The organism is Stenotrophomonas sp. 99219_Sma (assembly GCF_056480785.1).
The window spans coordinates 3,303,675-3,324,981 of record NZ_CM151117.1 but is presented as its reverse complement, the minus strand read 5'-3'; the positions used below and the strand labels follow the sequence as shown (position 1 = coordinate 3,324,981).

Here is a 21,307-nt window from a genome sequence, read left to right as displayed (position 1 = left end):
AGGGGTCAGGGTGAAGGCGCGGGTGTGGCGCTGGCCGGCTGCGCCATCCAGCGCTCCATCTTGCGGTCCAGCACGTCCAGCGGCATCGAGCCATCCTTCAGCAGTTCGGCGTGGAAGCGGCGCAGGTCGAAGGCGGCACCCTGGCGTGCCTTGGCCTTGTCGCGCAGGGCGACAATGGTGGTCAGGCCGGCCACGTTGGACAGCGCCTGGCCGGGCTGGGCCATGATCCGCTCGACTTCGGCGTTGGCGTCATCGCTGCTCATGTCCACGGTCTTCTGCAGGTAGGCCACGGCCTGCTGCTTGCTCCAGCCCTGGGCGTTCACGCCGGTGTCGGCCACCACGCGGGCAGCGCGCAGCAGGCGCGAATACAGGTAGCCGATGCGGTCGTAGGGATCGGTGTAGATGCCCAGGTTCTCACCCAGTGTTTCGGCATACAGGCCCCAGCCTTCGACGAAGGCGAGATCGCCACCCAGGCGGCGGAAGCGCGGCAGCTTGGCCAGCTCCTGCTGCAGGCCCAGTTGCACGTGGTGGCCGGGGATCGCTTCATGCAGGTACTGCACCGGCACGTTCCAGCGCTTGCGGCTGGGCAGGTCGCGGGTGTTCACGTACAGCACGCCCGGTTGCCCGGCCGCAGACGGCTGGTAGGCCGCTGCTGCGGCGGTCAGTGCACGCTCCGGTTCCACCGCGCGCACGTCCAGCGTGGACTTGGGCAGGGTATCGAGCACCTGCGGCAGGCGTGCGTTGACCTGCTGCTGCACCTGGCGATAGCGGTTGATCAACGCATTGGCGTCGCCGTACTGGAACTGGCGGTCGTTGCGCATGCTGCGCAGCAGCTTGGCCGGCGTGCCGCGCAGCTTGGCGTCCTTCATCACCGTGGCGATCTGCGCCTGCAGTTCCTGCACGCGCTGTTCGCCCAGCGCGTGCAGCTGCGCGGCGGTCTGGTCGCTGGCCGTGGTCTGCACGATCAGGTTGGCGTACCAGGCCTGGCCATCGGGCAGTGCGCCCAGGCCGCTGCTGGTGCGCGAGGCGGGCAGGTATTCGGTGGCGATGAAACCGCGCAGGGCGCGATAGGCCGGCATGATGCGCAGTTCGATCATGCGCTTGTATTCGGCGCTGATGCGGGCCTTGTCCTCGGCCGCGATGGTGTTGGGCATGGTGCGGATCGGCGACCAGAAGATGCTCTCTTCGGCGGTCGGCTTGATCACTGCATCCAGCTGCGGCAGCACTTTTTCCATCAGGTCGCGTGGCTGCACCACGCCGGCCTTCATGCCCTGGCGCATGTTGTCGATGGCCTGGTCGAACAGCTCGGGAATGCCGAGCGAACGGCGCGACCAGGTGTCGTAGTCCTGCACTGTGTTGAACGGCTGCGCGCCGGCACCTGCACCGAGGATCGCCATGATGCTGCCGACGTTGTAGTACTGGCTGATCGGCATCATCCAGCTCGGGTAGCGCTCGGCGGCCAGCGAAGCGCGCGCGTCGCGCACGAAGATCTCGTAGCTGAGCAGGTCCTGGCCCTGCAGGCCGTCGCTGCCGAGTTTCTCGACCTTGCCCAGCCACTCGGTGGTGAAGTCGTGCGATTGCTGGCGCCACGCGGCGGACAGGATGTTGGGCAGCTGGTCGTTGTAGCGGGCCTCGCCCTGGAAGGTTGCCTGCAGCGGATTCAACCGCATCGAGGCATCCCAGTATTCGTCATACAGGCGCTCCAGCTGCACCTGCTTGGGTACGGCGCGGGCCGGTGCGACCGGACGCGGCGTGGCGCGGCGCGCCGAACTGCCACGGGCCGGCGCGGTAGCGCGGGCAGGCCGGGCCTTGGGCTTGGCGGCCTGGCGGGTCTGCGCGGCGGCAGGGCGGCTGGCCTTCTTTTTCGCTGCTTCGGCCGACGGCACGGCGCTGAACAGGAACAACGCGGCGATGGCGGCGGCCAGGGCGCGGGTGGGATGCGGCATCAGGAGCTTCCGTGGAACACAGACCGTGGAGCTTGCACGATCCGGCCGCGTACGGCCAGCGTGAAGGCGCAGTCAGCTTTTTGTTGCTGGGGCTTCAGTCAGCCGCAGCGGCGGCGCGCAACGATGCGGCTCGCTCGGCACCCAGATAGCGGGTGATGGCACGCCGCATCAGGTACAGCAACGGAATCAGGGCGATCGCAAAGCCCATCTTGTAGATGTAGTTGACGCTGCTGACGGCCAGGAACAGCGAGGTCGGCCAGTGCTGCGGTCCGAGCACGAAGGCGATCCAGATCACCACGAAGCTGTCCACCACCTGCGAGATCGCGGTGGACCCGGTCGCACGCAGCCACACGTGGCGTTCTCCGGTGGCCTGGCGGATGCGATGGAACACCGCCACGTCGATCAGCTGGCCGAGCAGGAAGGCCACCAGCGAGCCGGCGATGGTCCACATGCCCTGGCCGAACACCGCTGCGAATGCCGCCTGGTAGTCGGGCACGCCGTGGCCATCCATCGACGTGACCCACCAGCTGGCCGGCGCCAGCGAAATGGCCGCGAAGGCGAACAGGAAGCCGTAGCCGATCAGCACCACCGCCAGCCACGAGATGAAGCGCACGCCGCGCTTGCCGAAGAACTCGTTGATGGTGTCGGTCATGATGAACACGACCGGCCACAACAGGGTGCCGGCGGTGAAGCTGAGCGAGCCGGTCTGGCCGAACAGGTTCCAGTTCAGCGGAGCGATGCCCAGGGTGTCTTCCAGCGCGAAGATCTTCACCCCGATCAGCTCGGCCAGCACCGCATTGCCGCAGAAGAACGCGGCCAGCACGATGAACAGCAGGACCGCGCGGTCCTGCAGCGGGCGCTCGATCGGCGCCGGGGTCATTCGGTGCGTTCGCCGGTGCGTTCGCCGGCACGGGTGAACGGCACGCTGGACGGCGCCACGGCACCGCCGGAAATGATGAAGCTCATGGCCTGGTCGACGGTCCAGTCGGTCGGCGTCAGCAGTTCCACCGGCACGATTTCCAGGTAGCCCGAGGTCGGGTTCGGCGTGGTTGGCACATACACCGCGGCCAGCTCACGGTCGGTGCCGTGTTCCTTGATCACGCGGGTGACCAGGCCGACCGATTTCATGTCGCGGTGCGGGAAGTCGATCAGCACCACGCGCTGGGTGCTGCCCGGCTCGGTCTGCAGCATGTCCAGCAGCTTCTTGGCGCTGTCGTAGATGATGCTGGCCAGCGGAATGCGCTTGATGACCGCGCCCACCCAGCGCAGCAGGCGCTGGCCGAGCACGCGGCGGCTGGCCACGCCCACCGCCAGGATCACCAGCAGGGTGGCCAGCAGGGCGATGGTGTCCTGGATCCATTCGGCGCGGACCCAACCGAGGTAGTGCGGGAAGCTTGTCGCGATCTGCTCGGACAGCGGTACCACCAAGGGGCTGGAAATGCCCGACAGCAGCACGAACACGAACTTGACCACGACCCAGGTCAGCCAGATCGGCAGCAGGGTGAGCAGGCCGGTCAGGAACAGGCGCTGCAGGGAGGGGCGGGGGACCAGGGCGGGGGCTTCTAGCGACATGCGCGCATTGTAGCGGCCACTGCCTGTCGATTACGCTGGGGAATCGACTGCGGCGACGGCACATGGAAGGGAAGCTGTGTTGAAGATTCTGCGCGGACTGGGCTGGACCCTGGCAGGCCTGCTGGTGCTGGCCATCGTGGTGTGGTGCGCCTCGCGCATGTGGCCGGTGCCCGAATCGCGGCTGCAGGCGCAGCAGCGACTGGAAGCACGCCTGCCGGCGACTGGCCACAACGGTTATGCCCTGTTGTGGACGCTGCCGTTCGACGATCTGGATGCCCGCCAGCGCGAGCAGGCGTTGGCCGAGGACGTGCGCCGTTGGGAGGCCGACCTGCGGGGCAGCAGCGGCGGCCAGACACACCTGGTGGCCAACCATGCCGAGCTGCGCTCGCGGCCCGGTGCCAGTTGCGGGCCGGCCGCCAGCGGCTGCCTCGCCCAGGTCCGCGCGGACCCGCAACGCTTCGTGGAGGCTCACGGCGGCCACCAGCAGTTGCATGCGCGGCTGGATCAGCTGGCCGAAGCGGACTACTTCATGTCGCCGTTCCCGCCGAAGGGCGAGGGCGTTCTGGTTCCGTTGCCGGGCTATGGCGTGGTGATGGACGCCACCAGTGCACGCGCGCTGGCGTACGTGCAGGGCGATATCGACGGTGCCCTGCGAGGTGCCTGCCGTGGCTTGCAACTGGGCCGGCGGCTGTTGCCCGGCAGCAGCTATCTGGTCGAGAGCATCATCGGTGCCAGCCTGGTGCAAGCCAATGCCCAGCTGCTGGCCGACATGCTGGTCGAACTGCCGGCCGACCACCCCTTGCCGGCGGAGTGCGAACAGGCCATGCAGCCGCTGCGGGCCGAGGAACAGAGCCTGTGCCGTGCCATGCAGGGTGAGTACGCGATGAGCCGGGCGGCGATCGAGACATCGGCGCGGGAGTTCGGCGGCGTGCTGGTGCTGGATCGCAGCAGCACCCTGGCCCGCGCGGCCGGCAATCTTGGCTGGGCCTGTGGCGCGGCAGCCACATCGGCGCTGGAAGCGGATCGCCCGTTGCCAGTGCCGGCGCCACCGCAGCATGACTTCGGTTGCCTGTCGAACGTTATGGGCTGCGTGCTGACCGATATCGCCGCGCCGATCTATCCTGCCTATTCGTCACGGCCACAGGATGCCGCGGCGATGGTGCGGCTGCTGGGGGCGCAGCGTTGGCTGCGGCAGCAGACGGATGATCCGGTGGACGCACTGCAGCGGCTGCCGGTGCAGTTCCGCTCGCCGGTGCGGGCGCCGCAGCTGTCGGCCGACGGCCGCCACCTGCAGGTGCCGCGTCGCTCTCCAGCGCGCAGCGCTGAAGAGAACCCGTGGCTGTCGGTGCCGTTGCAGAAGGAATCGGCTTCGACTGCTGCGGGACGCGACTGAAGCGCGCTCAGCGTGCGTGTGGCTTCAACCGCAGGTAGACCTGCTTGCGCACCTGGGCGACCACCTCGCCGCTTTCATCGACGACATCATTGCTGAACCATCTCAGCACTTTGTCACCAGCGGCGGCTTCGGCGCGCAGTTCGTCCAGCAGTGCGTCATCGATGCGGAACGACGTACGTACGGTGCCTCTGCCGGGCTTGAGGAAATCGATGGCACCGGCACGGTCCCACACGTAGTAGTCGCGGCCGAGGATGTGCAGCAGGCCAAGCATCCAGAACGGATCGGTCATCGCAAACAGGCTGCCGCCGAAATGCGTGCCGACGTAGTTGCGGTTCCAGGGCCGCATGCGCAGTTCGACGTCGATCTGCCGGTAGTCCGGCGAGACCCGGGTGACGTGGATGCCGGTGAACAGGAACGGCGGCCAGAGATTGATACCGAAGCGGAACAGGCGGGCGTTCATGCGGGTCCGGGGGCGCAGGGCGAGGCGCCCAGTCTAACCATTCGCATGCGTATGTTGCACCCCGGGCGGCGAGGGTCACGCCTCGCCGTCGATGACATACCCGTCGCGGCCGTTGGCCTTGGCCTGGTACAACGCGGTGTCGGCGCCTTCGACGAAATGGTGTGGTTGCAGCGTGCCGTCGGGTACGCGGGTGAACACGCCGATGGTGAGGGTGACGCCTGCTTCGCTGCCGTCACCGGGCGCCGGCAGTGCACGCACGCAGGCAATCAGGTCCTCGATGACCTGGCGCGCGCCTTCGGCCGGGGTATCAGGCAGCACCAGTGCGAACTCGTCGCCACCGTAGCGCGCGGCCATGTCGCGTGGGCGTCGCGCATGCGCACCGATCAGGCGTGCAACATCGCGCAGCACGCGGTCGCCGACCTGATGGCCGTGGCGGTCGTTGTGGCGCTTGAAATGGTCAACGTCGATCAGTGCGAGGCTCAAGGACTTGCCACTGCGTCGCGCGGCATCGCATTCCTGTTGCAGCGACTGCTCGAAACGCAGGCGATTGCCGAGACCGGTCAGCGCATCGCGGTTGGCCAGGCGGTGCCAGGCCGAGATGCGCCAGGTCGCCCAGGCCAGCAGCACCAGCAGGATGCCCAGCATGGCGCTGGCCGGTGCCCACCACAGGTCACCGGCGCGCAACAGCAACCAGCTCAGCAGCGGTGGAAGCGGCAGCGAGCACAGCGCCGCGAGCCATGGCAGGCGCAGGCCGAGCAGGATCACGCACAGTGCCACCAGGACGCCACTGATGGCGTGCTGCCCGAGGCGGGGCAGCAGGTCGATCTGCTTGTGCTGCAGCAGCATCGAAGCGATGTTGGCCTGGTACTCACTGCCGCTCATCCAGAACTCGCGGGTGGTCGGGGTCAGCAGCCGCGGTGCGATGCCGCTGGCGGTCATGCCCACCACGATGCGGCGGCCGTGCAGCATCGCCATGTCCACGTGACCATCCAGCACATCGGCATAGGACACCTGCGGCAGGCGTTCGGGCGGTCCGGCATAACGCACCCGCACGTAGTCGTTGCGCCGCCATTGATAGGGCGAACCGATCTCCGGGTCGGGGTCGGGCAGGCCGTGCACCGCGCCCGCCGGCAGGTCGGCCAGCGCCAGGCCCAGTGCTGGCCAGTGGGCCTGGCCGATGCCGGCACGCAGGTACACGCCGCGCGCGACACCATCGCCATCCACCTCCACATCGGTGTGGCCGATCGCTGCGGCACTGGCCGCGATCTGCGGAATCGGCAGCATTTCCTCGGCCATGCGGTCGCCGGCGGCCGGTGCCGCGAGTACCGGCAGCACCACCCGGCCGTTGCGGCGTATCGCGGCGGCCAGTTCATCGTCCTGGCGGCTGTCGCGACGATCAGGTTCGGACAGCATCAGGTCCAGTGCGACGCGCTCGGCACCGGCATCGGTCAGCCGGTCGAGCAGGCGGGCATGGATCGAGCGGGGCCAGGGCCATTGGCCGATGCGCTGCAGGCTGCCCTCGTCGATGGCCACGATCAGCACGCTGGGGTCGGGGCGGTAGTCCCAGTTGCCGACCATGGCGTCGTAGGCCGCTTCGTCCTGTCGCCACAGCCACTGGCCCTGGCTGGCGATCACCGTCAGCACCCCGGCCAGCAGTGCCAGCAGGATCCGCTTCGGCCACGGCAGCGGCGAGCGCCTCATAACAACAGCAACAGCAGCAGGGCGCCACCACCGGCGCCGTAGCACAGGCGGCAGGGCAGCTTGATCTGCTGGGCCGGTGAGTACTCACCCGCATGACCATCGTCGTCGATGTACTGCACACGCACATGCAGGGTGCCGCTCCACGGCCGCTTGAAGCTGACCTGCGGCTCGCTCACGGTCTGGTCGACCAGGGGCGCCCTGAAGTCGCCACGACGGTCCACCTGCACCCGGTACTGCTGGCCTTCGCTGCCGGCCTGCCAGCGCAGGGTCAGTTCGCCATGCGCGGCCTCAGGCGGCTGCAGGGCAGGGTCGACCGGGTCATTGCTCAGTTGCAGGGGCAGGGCTTGGCCGTAGCGGCCCTGATGGCCGTTGCCGTCGCGCGACGCCACCCGCCAGAAGTACTCGCCGGGCGGCAGCGGCTGCGCCAGGCGCAGGTCGGTACCTGGGGTGCTCTGTTCCTGCAGTGGCTGCACGAAGCTCGGCTCGGCAGCGATCTGCAGCACGCTGCTGCGCGCGCCCGGCGCCTGGCTCCAACGGAAGCGCGGGCGGTCGCTGTTGACGGTCTGCCCATGCAGGGGGGCCACGGTGAGCGGCGGCGGGGGCTGGTCGCTGAGTTCGAAATCGGCGCTGGCGTCGAGGCCTTCCACGCCCTGTGCATCCACCGCGCGCAACAGGATGCGCAGCTGGCCGGGGGGCAGGTCACCGATCGCCAGCCGGGTGTCGGCGGTGGTGGCGGCAAACAGCAGGATTTCCGGCGTCGCTGCCTGTACCACTTCCACGCGGTAGCGCGCGGCGCCGTCGACGGGGTCCCAGGCAAGCAGGGTCGGCAGGGGCGCCAGGCGCACCTCGTCGCTACGCAGCTGCGGCGCTGGAAGAAGGGCGGAGACAGCGTCCGGTGCGGCATCGGCGCTGCTGCTGCGGCTGGCCTGTCCAGGCTGGACCAGGCGCTTGCCGTGGGTGTTGCCGACCTGCACCTTGCCCTGTAGTACTTCGGTGGCAGCCACCTGGCCGGTGTCACCGGCGCTGACCCGGAAGACGGTGCCGCGCACGCTGCTGGTCGCCGTAGGTGCATCGATGATGTAGCGCGAGGCCGGGCCACGGGCAGGTGTCACCCGATTGCTGGCGCGGCCCTGCTGCAGGCGCAGGCGGGTATCGACCATGCCGGTGTGGCCGTAGCGGCTGAGCTGGTCCAGGCGCAGCCGGGAGTACTCGCGCAGCTGCAGGCGCGAGGCGTCAGCGAATTCAAGCGTGACGCTGGAGTCGCCTTCGGTCTGCACGGTGTCACCGATGCGAAGTTGTTCCCCGGCGAGTATCGCGCGCGAGGCACTGCCATCGGCGCCTGACAGTTCGACCTTGCCGCGCACCGACAGCACGCGGGCAGGTGCCGGTTCGATGCGCAGCCAGCTGATCGGGAAGCGCAGCAGCTGCCCCGGTGGCAGCTGGTAGGGGTTGTCGATGCGGTTGTGCTGTTGCAGCTGCTGCCAGCGCACCGAGGGCTTGAGGTACAGGCCTCCCAGATCCCACAGGGTATCGCCGGGACGGACCCGGTAGTTCCAGTCCTGGGCGGCGGCCATGGCCGGCAGGAAGAGAAGAGCGCAGAGCAGCGCGCCCTGGAAGCGCATGGCGAACGACAGCGAGCGGACGAAGGTCACAGTTTGCAATCCCGGCAATGCGGGGGCGCAGCTGCAAGACCCCATGGCCCCGACCTCATCCCCCCGAACGGATCGTGGCGACCGTACGGCCGCCATCCCGCGCATTATTGCCCGCGTTCAGTGCAGGGATTCTGAACGAAGTGGGTTCCCGTTCAGAACAGCAGGGAGGCCATCCGGCGGCGGTACTGGCCGACCAGGTCCTCGTCGGAGATCACATTGAAGGCGTCGATCAGGGCCTTGCGCGGCAGTCCGTCCTCGAACGTGCGGTCGATCCGCAGCATTTCCAGGAACTGGGCCAGCGCGGCTTCGTCGTGGCCACCGAGCAGCAGCTGTACGCCACGCAGGTGGCGTGCCTTGAGGTCCTTGCCATCGGCGGCGATGCGCGCGTCCAGCACTTCGGCGGCCGGGGCGTCCTTCAGGGCCGAGGCGAAGGACAGCCGGGCGCGTGCACGCACGGCACGGTCGTCGGTGGCCAGGTTGGCGGGCAGGCCATCGATCAGCAGACCGGCTTCATCCACGCCACCGATCTGCAGCAGGGCCAGCGCCAGGTCGAGCTTCAGCTCGTCCTTGTCCGGCTCGGCGGCGATCTGCGCGCGCAGCACGTCCACCTGCGCCTGCGGGTCCAGCGGCGCTTCGTCTTCGGCGACGGCGTCGCCGATGTCGGCCGGCACGATGCCGTGCTGGGCCAGGAATTCACGCAGCTGGCCTTCCGGGATGGCCCCCGGGAAGCCGTCCACCAGCTGGCCGCCCTTGACCAGGAACACGGTCGGCACCGAGCGGATCTGGAAGGCGGCGGCGATCTGCTGTTCCTTGTCGACGTCGACCTTGGCCAGTTCGAAGGCGCCGTTGTACTCGGCAGCCAGCTTTTCCAGCATCGGCCCGAGGGTCTTGCACGGCCCGCACCAGGTGGCCCAGAAGTCGACCAGCACCGGCGTCTGCAGCGACTTCTGCAGGACTTCGGCCTCGAAGGTCGCAGTGGTGGCGTCGAATACGTAGGTCGTCTCGGTCATGGGGGAAAGCATCGTTTGGCGTCTGGAGACTGATTCTATGGTGACGATCGATGCCGGTCTCAACCCGGGTTGTAGTAAATGCCTGACAATGCCGCCTTCCTGTCGCCGTCCTTTCCGGAGCCTGCATGTCGTCCCTGTCCCCGTTGCTGCGCCTGTCCGGTCTGGTCGCCGCACTGCTGTTCGTGCTGGCGGTGCTCGGTTTCGGCGCCGGCCTGGATGGCTACGCACAGGCTCGCCACCCGGTGGCGCTGCTGGGTGCACAGGGGGTGCCGCATGCGCTGGCCTTCAATCTGCTGGGCTTGGTGCTGCCGGGCCTGCTGGCGGTGGTTGTGGCCGAGTGCCTGCGCCGTGGGCTGCCGGCAACCGCCGGCTGGGCGCCCCGGGTGGGCAGCCAGATGCTGCTGCTGGCCGGGTTGGCGTTCGCCGCGATGGGACTGCTGCCGCTGGATGTGGATGACCTGCACGGGCCGGCCAGCCAGCTGCATGCCAGCGCCTGGATGATCTGGGTGCTGGGTTTCGTTGCCGGGACCCTGTTGCTGGGCACGTCGCAGTTGCGCCAGGCGCATGGCCGCGCGCTGGGCGCAGTGGCGCTCGCCTGTGGCGTACTGGCCGCGCTGGCGGCGTTTGCCCTGCAGGGCGTGTTGGCGGCACCGCTGGCACAACGGCTTGCGTTCGCCTGCTGGACGGCCTGGCTGGCCCTGGCCCTGCCGTTGTCGCGGCCGCGCTGAGACCAGCCTCGGGCGCTCGCGGAGCCGGCCTTCAGCGGGCGGGATTGGAGACGTTTGCCGCACTGCGGTACGCTGTACCGCTTTGCCGCCGCATCCGCGTGTTCCATGACCAGCGCTGAAACCAACGCCTACGACCCGCAGCAGGTTGAATCCGCCGCCCAGCAGTACTGGGACGCCACCCGTGCCTTCGAAGTCGACGAGACTTCGGACAAGCCGAAGTACTACTGCCTGTCGATGCTTCCGTACCCGTCCGGTGCGCTGCACATGGGCCACGTGCGCAATTACACGATCGGCGACGTGATCAGCCGCTACAAGCGCATGACCGGCCACAACGTGCTGCAGCCGATGGGCTGGGACGCGTTCGGCCTGCCGGCGGAAAACGCCGCGATCAAGAACAAGACCGCACCGGCGGCCTGGACCTACAAGAACATCGAGCACATGCGTGGCCAGTTCAAGGCCATGGGCTATGCCGTTGACTGGTCGCGCGAGTTCGCCACCTGCCGCCCGGACTACTACGTCCACGAGCAGCGCATGTTCACCCGCCTGATGCGCAAGGGCCTGGCCTACCGCCGCAATGCGGTGGTGAACTGGGACCCGGTCGACCAGACCGTGCTGGCCAACGAGCAGGTGATTGACGGCCGCGGCTGGCGCTCCGGCGCCCTGGTCGAGAAGCGCGAGATCCCGCAGTGGTTCCTGCGCATCACCGATTACGCCCAGGAACTGCTGGACGGCCTGGACGAGCTGGACGGCTGGCCGGATTCGGTCAAGACCATGCAGCGCAACTGGATCGGCCGCTCCGAGGGCCTGGAAATCCAGTTCGACGTACGTGACGTTGACGGCGGCGTGCTGGATCCGCTGCGCGTGTTCACCACCCGTCCGGATACCGTGATGGGCGTGACCTTCGTGTCGATCGCCGCCGAACATCCGCTGGCGCTGCATGCGGCGAAGAACAACCCGGAACTGGCCGCGATGCTGGCCGACCTGAAGCAGGGTGGCGTGTCCGAGGCGGAACTGGAAACCCAGGAAAAGCGCGGCATGGACACCGGCCTGCGTGCGCTGCATCCGGTCACCGGCGAGCCGGTGCCGGTGTGGGTCGCCAACTTCGTGCTGATGGGCTACGGCACCGGCGCGGTGATGGCTGTGCCGGGTCATGACCAGCGCGACAACGAAGTGGCCAACAAGTACGGCCTGCCGATCAAGCAGGTGATCGCGCTGAAGGATGCGCGCACCGAAGAAGAGCGCACCTGGGATGGCAGCCGCTGGCAGGACTGGTACAGCGACAAGAGCCGTGCCTTCGAGCTGGTCAACTCGGCCGAGTTCGATGGCCTGGATTTCCAGGGTGCCTTCGAAGCCCTGGCCGAACGATTCGAGCGCAAGGCCCAGGGCCAGCGCCGCGTTAACTACCGCCTGCGCGACTGGGGCGTGAGCCGCCAGCGCTACTGGGGCTGCCCGATTCCGGTGATCTACTGCGCCAAGTGCGGTGCGGTGCCGGTGCCGGAAGAACAGCTGCCGGTGGTGCTGCCGGAGGACGTGGCATTCTCGGGTACCGGTTCGCCGATCAAGACCGATCCGGAATGGCGCAAGACCACCTGCCCGGAATGTGGCGGTGCGGCCGAGCGCGAGACCGACACCTTCGACACTTTCATGGAGTCGAGCTGGTACTACGCCCGCTACACCTCGCCGGGTGCCCGTGATGCTGTCGACAAGCGCGGCAACTACTGGCTGCCGGTCGACCAGTACATCGGTGGCATCGAGCACGCGATCCTGCACCTGATGTATTTCCGCTTCTATCACAAGCTGCTGCGCGACGCGCGGATGGTGGACAGCAACGAACCGGCGCGCAACCTGCTGTGCCAGGGCATGGTGATTGCCGAGACCTACTACCGCCCGAACCCGGATGGCTCGAAGGACTGGATCAACCCGGCCGATGTGGAAGTGCAGCGCGACGAGCGCGGCCGCATCACCGGCGCGACCCTGATCGCCGACGGCCAGCCGGTGGTGGTCGGTGGCACCGAGAAGATGTCCAAGTCGAAGAACAACGGCGTGGACCCGCAGGCGATGGTCGACAAGTACGGCGCCGACACCGTGCGCCTGTTCTCGATGTTCGCCGCGCCGCCGGAACAGTCGCTGGAGTGGAACGAAGCCGGTGTGGATGGCATGGCCCGCTTCCTGCGCCGCCTGTGGGCCCAGGTGCAGAAGCATGCTGCCGATGGCGCCGCTCCGGCGCTGGATGTTGCAGCACTGGATGCCAACCAGAAGGCACTGCGCCGCAAGACCCACGAGACCATCGGCAAGGTCGGTGACGACTATGGCCGCCGCCACAGCTTCAACACCGCCATTGCCGCGGTGATGGAACTGATGAACGCGCTGGCCAAGTTCGAGGACGGCAGTGCGCAGGGGCGCGCGGTGCGCCAGGAAGCGCTGCAGGCCATCGTGCTGCTGCTCAACCCGATCACCCCGCACGCCAGCCATGCCCTGTGGCAGGTGCTGGGCCATGGCGAGACCCTGCTGGAAGACCAGCCGTTCCCGCAGGCCGATGCCGGTGCGCTGGTGCGCGACGCGCTGACCCTGGCCGTGCAGGTCAACGGCAAGCTGCGTGGCACCATCGACGTGGCGGCCGACGCCGCGCGCGAGCAGGTCGAGGCACTGGCCCTGGCCGAGCCCAACGCGGCCAAGTTCATGGAAGGCCTGACGGTGCGCAAGATCATCATCGTGCCGGGCAAGATCGTGAACATCGTCGCCGCCTGATGTACCCCGTACCGGCCACCCGCGTGGTGGCCGGTACCATTCCGGTGCAGGGCCCGGCGTTTGATGGCCCTGCATTCACGCGGCTTCGGGCACGCTGTGTGTTGCCGTGATCGCCCGGCTCCGCCAGACTGTCTCCATGACCCGAATCCTGCTTGCCCTCGTTCTTGTCCTCGGCCTTGCCGGCTGCGGTTTCCATCTGCGCAACAAGCTGATGCTGCCGACCGACACGGCACCGGTGAAGGTGGTTTCCACTGCGCCGTACAGCGAACTGGTCAAGCTGCTCAACCGCAGCCTGCTGGCCTCCGGCGCCAGGTTGGCCGATGAGGACAGCAAGGAGCCCAGCGCCCAGCTGCAGGTACTGTCCGAGCGCTGGGGCGACCTGCCGATCGCCATCGACTCGCAGGGCCGTGCGCAGGAATACAGCCTGCGCTACGCGGTGATCTTCATCTTCCGTCGCGAAGACGGCAGCGAACTGGTGCCGCAGCAGGTGATCGAGCTGTCGCGCGACTACGTGTCGCCGCCGACCGACGCCACCGGTACCACCACCGAACGTGAAATCCTGGCCAATGAACTGCGCCGGGAAATGTCCGCCTCGATCATCCGCCGCATCGACAGCGTGGTGCGTGCCGAGATCGAGAAGGGCGGCAGCCTGTCGGCGCCGAAGGACAAGCCGATCGAAGGCGCGGTACCGGCCGAGCCGGTCCCCGCAGCCAAGCACTGAGCCGCGCGCATGGAACTGCGTCCGGAGCAGCTGGCCAGCCAGGGCGCTGATACCGCGCTGGCGCCGGTCTACCTGATTGCCGGCCCGGAAACCCTGCGCGTGCTGGAGGCGGCCGACGCCATCCGCGCACGTGCGCGCGCCTCGGGCATTGGCGAACGTGAAGTGTTCGACGCCGATGGGCGTGATTTCGACTGGAACCAGCTCGACGCCAGTTTCAATGCCCCCAGCCTGTTCAGCGCCCGTCGCCTGGTCGAGGTGCGCCTGCCCAGCGGCAAGCCGGGCAAGGACGGTGCCGAGGTGATCAGCCAGTTCTGCGCCAATCCGGCGCCGGACGTGGTGTTGATGATCACCGCCAACGAATGGAGCAAGGCGCACCAGGGCAAGTGGGCCGAAGCGGTCAACCGCATCGGCGTGCTGTCGGTGGCGTGGGCGATCAAGCCGCATGAACTGCCGGACTGGATCGAGCGCCGCCTGCGTGGCAAGGGCCTGCGCGCGGACCCGGCCGCCGTGCAGCGTCTGGCCGAGCGGGTGGAAGGCAACCTGCTGGCTGCCGCCCAGGAAATCGACAAGCTGGCGCTGTTGGCCGATGGCCAGCCGCTGGATGTGGAGCGCATGGAGTCGCTGGTGGCCGACGCCGCCCGCTATGACGTGTTCCGGCTGGTGGAGGCGACATTCTCCGGGCAACCGCCGGCGGTGCTGCGCATGCTGGCCGGCCTGCGAGGCGAGGGTGAGGCGGTGGCTGCGTTGATGCCGATGGTGATCCGCGAGCTGCTGGCCGGTGCTGGCCTGGCCCGGGTGCAGGCCCGGGGTGGCAACCTGGCCGCCGAAATGAAATCGCGCGGCATCTGGGAATCGCGGCAGGCGCCGTACAAGCGCGCGCTGCAGCGGCATCCGGAAAGCAAGCGCTGGGAGCGCTTCGTGGCTGAAGCGGGACTGGTCGACCGTATCGCCAAGGGGCGCGCCGACGGCGATGCCTGGCTGGCGCTGGAGCGCCTGCTGGTGGCTGTGGCCGAACCGCGTGCCGTGCGCCTGCTGGCGCGGGCCTGAGCAATGAGCCTGCGGATCTACTACGGGGGCACCTTCGATCCGGTGCACCTCGGGCACCTGGCGATCGCGCGGGCTGCCCGTGATGAACTGCAGGTTGCCGTGCGCATGCTGCCGGCCGCCGATCCGCCGCACCGTGCCGTGCCCGGCGCCACGGCCGAGCAGCGCTGCACCATGCTGTCGCTGGCCATCGGCGACGAACCGGGCCTGCTGCTGGACCGGCGCGAGCTGGATCGCGCGGCACGTTTCCCCGGTCGGCCGTCCTACACCGTGGACACCCTGCGCGAGCTGCGCGGCGAGCTGGGGCCGAGCCGGCCGCTGGCCTGGCTGGTCGGCGCCGACAGCCTGCTTGGCCTGTCCAGCTGGCACGAATGGGAGGCGCTGTTCGGGCTGGCTCATTTCGTGGTGGCGGAGCGCCCGGGTAGTCCGTTGCAGGCCGCGGTGGATGGCGAGCTGGGCCGGGCGCTGGAAGGGCGTTGGGCCGACACCGAGCAGGCCCTGTTCGCCAGCCCGGCCGGGCGCATCCTGCGCCTGCACCACCCGCTGCGCGAGGAATCGGCCAGCGCCGTGCGCTCGCAGATCGCCGCCGGCGGCCCCTGGCGCGCCCTGCTGCCACCCGGCGTGGCGGACTATGTGGCTGCACACGGGCTGTACCGCCCGGGCAGGCCGTGAATGGCGCAGCGGCGCCATCCCCGTATAATCGCCCCCACGTTTATCGAGTCGATCCACTTTGAGCAACCAGACCCAGCCCCAGACCATCAAGGTCGATCTGCCCAGCCCGCCGCCGTCCGTGCCGGAACTGCTGGCCAGCGTCCGCCAAGCCACCGAAGACCTGAAGGCCAAGGACCTGGTCGAGATCGACGTGCGCGGCCGGTCCAGCGTTGCCGACTACATGATCGTCGTTTCGGGCACCTCGACCCGCCACGTCAAGTCGATTGCCGACGAAGTCGTGCGCTTCGCCAAGAACATCGACGTGATGCCGCTGGGCGTGGAAGGCGAGCGCGAAGCCGAGTGGGTGCTGGTCGACCTGGGCGACGTGATCGTCCATGTGATGCTGCCGCGCGTGCGTGAGTTCTACGCTCTCGAGCGCCTGTGGACCGTCGGCGACCAGCCGCCGTCCAGCGACGACGAAGTGGCCTGAGCCACGCGTTGATGCATCCCTTCGACGGCGCCGATGGCGCCGTCGACGTTTTGGAGGACCGTTGATGAAAGCCCGCCTGATCGCCACCGGTGAACGCGCCCCCAGCTGGGTGGCGCAGGGCTTCGCCGAGTACCAGAAGCGGCTGTCGCACTGGCTGCCGTTCGAGCTGGTGGAAATCGAGCCCGGCCTGCGTGGCAAGGGGCGCGATCCGCGTCGCGCCACCGAAGATGAAGGCAAGCGGGTCATCGCTGCGCTGCCGAAGAATGCCTATGTAGTGGCGCTGGATGTGCCAGGGCGACAGCTGAGTTCCGAACAGCTGGCACAGCGCCTGGAACACTGGCGCGGGCAGGGAAGGGACCTGGCGTTCCTGATCGGTGGCCCGGAAGGGCATTCGCCGGAGGTGTCCGCGCTGGCCGATGAGAAGTGGTCGATCGGCCCGCTGACGCTGCCGCACATGCTGGTGCGCCTGGTGGTGGCCGAGCAGCTGTATCGGGCTGCCGCAATGATTGCCAATCACCCCTACCATCGCGCGTGAAGAGTGGTTATACTAGTCGTCTGCCCGAATAGCTCAGCCGGTTAGAGCACTTGACTGTTAATCAGGGGGTCGTTGGTTCGAGTCCAACTTCGGGCGCCACCTTGAAAAACCTGCATCGCGAGATGCAGGTTTTTTTTTGCGTCTTTGTAGGGGCGAGCTTGCGCGACTGCTGTTGTGGAGCCGAGCCATGCTCGGCTGCTGCGGATGAACCCAGCCGAGCCTGGGCTCGGGTCTACAGCCCGAGATTGCCTCGCCAGAACGCCACCAGCGTAGCAACCGCCACAACCAGGATCGCAGCGAACAGTACCCCTTCCCAACGCGTAAATACCTGTTCGCCGCGTTGGTGCCGGGTCAATGCGAACAACACCACGCCGGGCACGTACAGCAGTACCGACAGCAGCAGGTTGTCCAGGCCGCCGGCATACACCAGCCACAGCGCATAGGCGCTGGCCAGCAGTGCGACCACGAAATCGCGCCAGCGCACGCCTGGTTCATCGGCATAGGCCTGCCCACGCCAGGCCAGCTGTACGCCGAATGCCGTGGACAGGAAGTAGGGCACCAGGCTCATCGACGCGGCCAGCAGCACCAGCCCGGTATAGCTGCCGGAATTGACCAGCACCAGCAGCAGGAACAACTGGATCAGCCCGTTGCTCAACCAGAGTGCATTGGCCGGCACCCCGCGCGCGTTCTCACGCCCCAGGAAGGCCGGCATGGTGCCGTCACCTGCGGCGGCATAGAGCACTTCGGCACACAGCAGCACCCAGGCCAGCAATGCACCGAGAACGGAGATGATCGAACCGATGATGATCACCGTCGCGCCCCATTCGCCGACAATGGCACGCAGCACATAGGCCATCGACGGATTGGGCAGTCCGGCCAGTTCCGCCTGCGACAGCACGCCCATCGACAACAGGCTGACCAGCACCAGCAGCAGCCACACGCCGAGGAAGCCGATCACCGTGGCGCGACCCACGTCGGCACGGCGTGCGGCGCGCCGCGAGTAGATGCTGGCGCCCTCGATGCCAATGAACACCCACACGGTCACCAGCATCATGCCGCGCAGCTGCTGGCCGAGGTCGCCGAGTGCAGGCGCGCCGAGGAAATCGGCGCGGAACACGTCCATGCGGAACGCGCCGGCGGCCAGGACCAGGAACAGGGCGATCGGCAGCAGCTTGGCCACGGTCACCAGGCCGTTGACGATGGCGGCAGTGCGCAGGCCACGCAGCACCAACAGGTGCACGGTCCACAACAGCAATGACGATGCGGCCACGGCGGCCGGGGTATTGCCTTCGCCGAACACGGGCATGAAGTGGCCCAGGCCACTGAAGATCAGCACGAAGAAGCTGGCGTTGCCGAGCACCGAGGCAACCCAGTAGCCCCACGCAGCGGAGAAGCCGATGTAGTTGCCGAAGCCTTCGCGTGCGTATGCGTAGATGCCGGTATCGAGATCAGGCCGGCGGTTGGCCAGGGCCTGGAATACGAAGGCCAGCATCAGCATGCCCGCGCCGCTCAGGGCCCAGCCGATCAGCGCGGCGGCAGGCCCGGCGCTGCGCGCCACGTTCTGCGGCAATGAAAAGATGCCGGCGCCGACCATCGAGCCGACCACCAGTGCAGTCAACGCGGGCAGGCCCAGGCGTTGCGAAGTTGCGGCCATGCAGATCCCCTGCGGCGGTGATGCCGCGTGCACACGGTAGCCATGTGCCCGTGAACATGCCTGCAAGGGGCGGAACGACGAAGGCCCGGGCAGCTGCCCGGGCCTTCGAAGTTGCTGCGTTGAAAGGTGTTGCCTGTATTACTTGAAGGTGTACTTGGCACCGACGGTGAAGTAGCGACCGATGGCACCACTGAAGTGCATCGGGTTGTAGTTCACGCCGCCATAGGTCAGCGGATCCAGCGGAGCAATGCGGTCGAAGACGTTCTCGACCGAAGCATTCAGCTCGAACGCTTCGGTGATTGCCCAGCGGCCGGAAAGGTCGAAGGTGGTGAACGAAGAGATCTTCTTCACCGGCGAGCCGTCGGCATAGAAGAACTGGTACTTGCCGCCGCGCTTGTCGGTGTTTTCCATGCTGGAGATGTAGTTGGCCACGCCGCTGACACTCCACGGGCCCTGCTTCCAGGTGGTACCGAAGTTGATGCGGTCCTTCGGCGTGCCGATGCAGTTGGTCACGTCGCAGTTGCCGTGCGTGCCCAGGAAGTCATCGGTGCTGGTACCGCTGGTGCGCTCGAACTTCAGCAGGTGGCTCCACTGCAGATCCATCTCCAGCTGGCCCGGGCCGATATCGAAGGTCTGGCGGATGTCGGTGTCGATACCGCGAACGCGCGAGGAACTGGCGTTGATGTAGGCGGTGTTGACGGCCAGGATGCTGCCGGTACCGGCGACGCCGTTGAGCAGGTTGTTGTCGCGCAGGACGTTGCCAGCCCGGATCGCGTCATCGGTATCGCCCTGGGCGATCTCGTTGGTGCGCTTGATCTCCCACGCATCGACGGTCAGCGAGGTGGAGCGGGTAGGCTGCAGCACGATACCCACCGAGTAGCTCTTCGACTCTTCCGGCTTCAGGTCCTTGTTCGGACGGGTGATGATCGCAACCGACTGCGAGCCGCAGTCGTCCGGCGAAGCGCCCGGGGCAGGGTTTTCACCGTCCGGGCAACGGATCGGATCCGAGGCCGTGGAGAACGCGGCCAGGCCACCGTCGCCGTTCTCGGCCGGGTTCGGTGCACGGAAGCCTTCGGCGTAGCTGGCGCGCAGGGCGATCCAGTCGGCCGGCGTCCACTTCACACCCAGCTTCGGCGTGGCCTTGCCTTCACCACTTTCATACTTGTCGTAGCGCAGGGCAGCGGACAGTTCCAATTGCTCCAACACCGGTGCCGACAGTTCGACGTAACCGGCGTACACGTTCTGGGTGCCGTCGTAGGCCGAGTAGCCCAGGCCGATGATGTCACCCGTGTCGGTGTAGGTCTGCGGGGTCAGGCTGTTGCTGGTCTTGCGCCACTCGGTACCGATCGCCAGGCCCAGCGGGCCACCCTTCAGGTCCATCAGGCTGCGCGACACGGTGAAGTCGAACATATCCAGGCTGGACTTGGCACGTGCGCTGATCTTCGGCGAGATGTAGTCATACAGCGCCTGGGAGTTCAGGTTGGCATTGTCGCCAATGCGCCATACGCCACCGGCACAGTTCGCGTCACCCAGTGCACATTTCACGGCGCTGTAGCGCAGGAAGCCGGTGCGCTCGTTGACCAGGTCGGTGCCCGAGTGCAGGTAGGCGGTGTCGTAGCTCCAATCACCCCAGTTGCCCTTGACGCCGACCAGGAAACGATTGAACTCGTTGGTGTTGTCGGTCACGCGGGGGCCGACGTCCCAAGCGCTATAGCGCAGGCGCAACGGGCCAGTACCGAGGCCGGCAGGCCGGTCAGGATGGTTGGGACCAAGCACCACGGCGCCCGGACCGCTGTTGCCGTTGACCGGGCCGCCGGGATAACCCCAGCCGCCGGACGCGGCGGACGGCGTGTTGCTGAAGGTGGTTTCCTTCTTCGAGTAGCCGATCTCGGTGTAGATTTCGCCACCTTCACCGAACGCGAAGCTGGCGCGGCCGAACACGTTGACGTACTTCTCTTCCGGCGAGATATCGCGATACAGCTGTGCCGGATCCCACAGGCAGCCCTGCGCGGCGACAGAGGCGTCGGTCTGGCCACCGATGGTGGTCAAGCCCTGGCAGCCCGGCAGCGGTACGAGGGTGGCCGGATTCGTGTCGGTGACATTGCGGTCGTCGTACACCGAGCCATTGGGACCAACGCCGCCGCGGGTCTTGCCGCTGAGGAAGGCGCCGCCCAGGAACTGGGCATTGTTGCCATAGCCCCACTGGCGGGTGTCGCCGGTGCCGATCCACTTGCGGTTCTTGCGGTCGCTGATCTTGATCGCGTCGCTCTTGCCGACGTCAAGGCTGAAGAAAGCGTTCCAGCCGTCGGTGGCCATGTCGCCGGTACCGGCGGTCAGGGTCGCCTTCTTGGTATCGCCATCGCTGTCGCCGGACAGGCCGTAGGAGCCGCGAAGGATCGCGCCCTGGAAGTCGCTGCGCAGGATGATGTTGACCACGCCGGCGATGGCGTCGGAACCATAGATCGCCGACGCGCCATCCTTCAGCACTTCCACACGTTCAACGGCGTCGAGCGGGATGGTGCTCAGGTCGGTGAAGACCTTCTGGCCGTCATCGGCCAGGCCGTAGGTGGCCATGCGGCGGCCATTCAACAGCACAAGGGTCGAACCCGCGCCCAGGCCACGCAGCGAAATGCCGGCGCCACCACCGGCGAAGCCGTTGCCGAACGATTTGGGAATCGAGCCGGCGCCATTGGCGGTGATGGTCTGCAGGTACTCGGCAACCGTGGTCTTGCCCGTACGGTCGATTTCCTGGCGGGTCACCACCTGCACCGGGGACGGTGTTTCAGTGTTGGTGCGCGGGATGTTCGAACCGGTGACCGTGATGCGGTCCAGGTTGGTGGCCTTTTCCTGCGCGAAAGCGGAGGTGGAAGCCACGGCGCCAACCAGCAGCAGCGTGCCGCCGGTAAGGATATGGGTGATGGACGATGCCAGGGTGGTGCGGCGGCGGCTGGCGGGCCGTTGGATCAGGTGTTTCACAGCTTCTCTCCTAACTGGAAAACCGT

17 protein-coding genes and 1 tRNA gene are annotated in these 21,307 nt (G+C 67.4%); 9 read left to right on the top strand and 9 right to left on the bottom strand.

Annotated features, from left to right (window positions below; translation table 11 throughout):
• Window positions 1-5 precede the first annotated feature (5 nt).
• The 3 genes from ACZK13_RS15300 to ACZK13_RS15290 form a co-directional block, all read right to left on the bottom strand.
• Window positions 6-1,946, bottom strand: coding sequence for a DUF885 domain-containing protein (locus ACZK13_RS15300; RefSeq protein ID WP_071228705.1), 1,941 nt, complete (start codon window positions 1,944-1,946; stop codon window positions 6-8).
• A 94-nt stretch (window positions 1,947-2,040) separates the two neighbouring features.
• Window positions 2,041-2,826 carry a queuosine precursor transporter gene (locus tag ACZK13_RS15295; protein ID WP_049437362.1) on the bottom strand — a complete coding sequence of 262 codons (786 nt, stop codon included), beginning with the start codon at window positions 2,824-2,826 and terminating at the stop codon, window positions 2,041-2,043.
• The gene (locus ACZK13_RS15290; protein WP_005414135.1) at window positions 2,823-3,518 is read right to left on the bottom strand and encodes a DUF502 domain-containing protein; all 696 of its coding nucleotides are present in this window, start codon (window positions 3,516-3,518) and stop codon (window positions 2,823-2,825) included. Before ACZK13_RS15290 ends, ACZK13_RS15295 begins: the two co-directional genes overlap by 4 nt.
• Before the next feature lie 76 nt (window positions 3,519-3,594).
• On the opposite strand from ACZK13_RS15290, the gene ACZK13_RS15285 reads away from it, so the two are divergent.
• Complete coding sequence (locus tag ACZK13_RS15285) at window positions 3,595-4,911, top strand: hypothetical protein (protein WP_253145405.1); 1,317 nt, start codon at window positions 3,595-3,597, stop codon at window positions 4,909-4,911.
• Between the two features lie 7 nt (window positions 4,912-4,918).
• Here the strand turns inward: ACZK13_RS15285 and ACZK13_RS15280 are convergent, their stop codons facing one another.
• The 4 genes from ACZK13_RS15280 to trxA form a co-directional block, all read right to left on the bottom strand.
• Window positions 4,919-5,371, bottom strand: coding sequence for a DUF4442 domain-containing protein (locus tag ACZK13_RS15280; protein WP_032128978.1), 453 nt, complete (start codon window positions 5,369-5,371; stop codon window positions 4,919-4,921).
• A 75-nt stretch (window positions 5,372-5,446) separates the two neighbouring features.
• Window positions 5,447-7,072: a CHASE2 domain-containing protein gene (locus tag ACZK13_RS15275; RefSeq protein ID WP_253145406.1), complete on the bottom strand. Its 1,626-nt coding sequence runs from the start codon at window positions 7,070-7,072 to the stop codon at window positions 5,447-5,449.
• Window positions 7,069-8,769, bottom strand: a complete 1,701-nt coding sequence (locus ACZK13_RS15270; protein ID WP_263010154.1) for a FecR family protein — start codon at window positions 8,767-8,769, stop codon at window positions 7,069-7,071. Before ACZK13_RS15270 ends, ACZK13_RS15275 begins: the two co-directional genes overlap by 4 nt.
• A gap of 107 nt (window positions 8,770-8,876) precedes the next feature.
• Window positions 8,877-9,734, bottom strand: coding sequence for a thioredoxin (gene trxA, locus ACZK13_RS15265; protein WP_164080895.1), 858 nt, complete (start codon window positions 9,732-9,734; stop codon window positions 8,877-8,879).
• Between the two features lie 125 nt (window positions 9,735-9,859).
• On the opposite strand from trxA, the gene ACZK13_RS15260 reads away from it, so the two are divergent.
• The 8 genes from ACZK13_RS15260 (at window position 9,860) to ACZK13_RS15225 (ending at window position 16,750) form a co-directional block, all read left to right on the top strand.
• The gene (locus ACZK13_RS15260) at window positions 9,860-10,462 is read left to right on the top strand and encodes a DUF998 domain-containing protein (RefSeq protein ID WP_164080896.1); all 603 of its coding nucleotides are present in this window, start codon (window positions 9,860-9,862) and stop codon (window positions 10,460-10,462) included.
• A 105-nt stretch (window positions 10,463-10,567) separates the two neighbouring features.
• Window positions 10,568-13,210: a leucine--tRNA ligase gene (gene leuS / locus ACZK13_RS15255; RefSeq protein ID WP_121504589.1), complete on the top strand. Its 2,643-nt coding sequence runs from the start codon at window positions 10,568-10,570 to the stop codon at window positions 13,208-13,210.
• Between the two features lie 136 nt (window positions 13,211-13,346).
• Window positions 13,347-13,931 (top strand): LPS-assembly lipoprotein LptE, encoded by a 585-nt coding sequence (locus ACZK13_RS15250; protein ID WP_032128984.1) that lies wholly within the window; start codon window positions 13,347-13,349, stop codon window positions 13,929-13,931.
• A gap of 9 nt (window positions 13,932-13,940) precedes the next feature.
• On the top strand, window positions 13,941-14,978 hold the full coding sequence (holA, locus tag ACZK13_RS15245) for a DNA polymerase III subunit delta (RefSeq protein WP_032128985.1): 1,038 nt from the start codon (window positions 13,941-13,943) through the stop codon (window positions 14,976-14,978).
• A 3-nt stretch (window positions 14,979-14,981) separates the two neighbouring features.
• Window positions 14,982-15,647, top strand: coding sequence for a nicotinate-nucleotide adenylyltransferase (nadD, locus tag ACZK13_RS15240; protein WP_180836606.1), 666 nt, complete (start codon window positions 14,982-14,984; stop codon window positions 15,645-15,647).
• A 58-nt stretch (window positions 15,648-15,705) separates the two neighbouring features.
• Complete coding sequence (rsfS, locus tag ACZK13_RS15235) at window positions 15,706-16,116, top strand: ribosome silencing factor (RefSeq protein ID WP_005418109.1); 411 nt, start codon at window positions 15,706-15,708, stop codon at window positions 16,114-16,116.
• Between the two features lie 64 nt (window positions 16,117-16,180).
• Complete coding sequence (rlmH, locus tag ACZK13_RS15230; RefSeq protein ID WP_005418108.1) at window positions 16,181-16,651, top strand: 23S rRNA (pseudouridine(1915)-N(3))-methyltransferase RlmH; 471 nt, start codon at window positions 16,181-16,183, stop codon at window positions 16,649-16,651.
• 22 nt (window positions 16,652-16,673) lie between these two features.
• A tRNA-Asn gene (locus ACZK13_RS15225) sits at window positions 16,674-16,750 on the top strand.
• A gap of 133 nt (window positions 16,751-16,883) precedes the next feature.
• Here the strand turns inward: ACZK13_RS15225 and ACZK13_RS15220 are convergent.
• The gene (locus tag ACZK13_RS15220; RefSeq protein WP_180836607.1) at window positions 16,884-18,305 is read right to left on the bottom strand and encodes a basic amino acid/polyamine antiporter; all 1,422 of its coding nucleotides are present in this window, start codon (window positions 18,303-18,305) and stop codon (window positions 16,884-16,886) included.
• A gap of 138 nt (window positions 18,306-18,443) precedes the next feature.
• Window positions 18,444-21,281 carry a TonB-dependent receptor gene (locus ACZK13_RS15215; protein ID WP_019338628.1) on the bottom strand — a complete coding sequence of 946 codons (2,838 nt, stop codon included), beginning with the start codon at window positions 21,279-21,281 and terminating at the stop codon, window positions 18,444-18,446.
• Window positions 21,282-21,307: the final 26 nt, after the last annotated feature.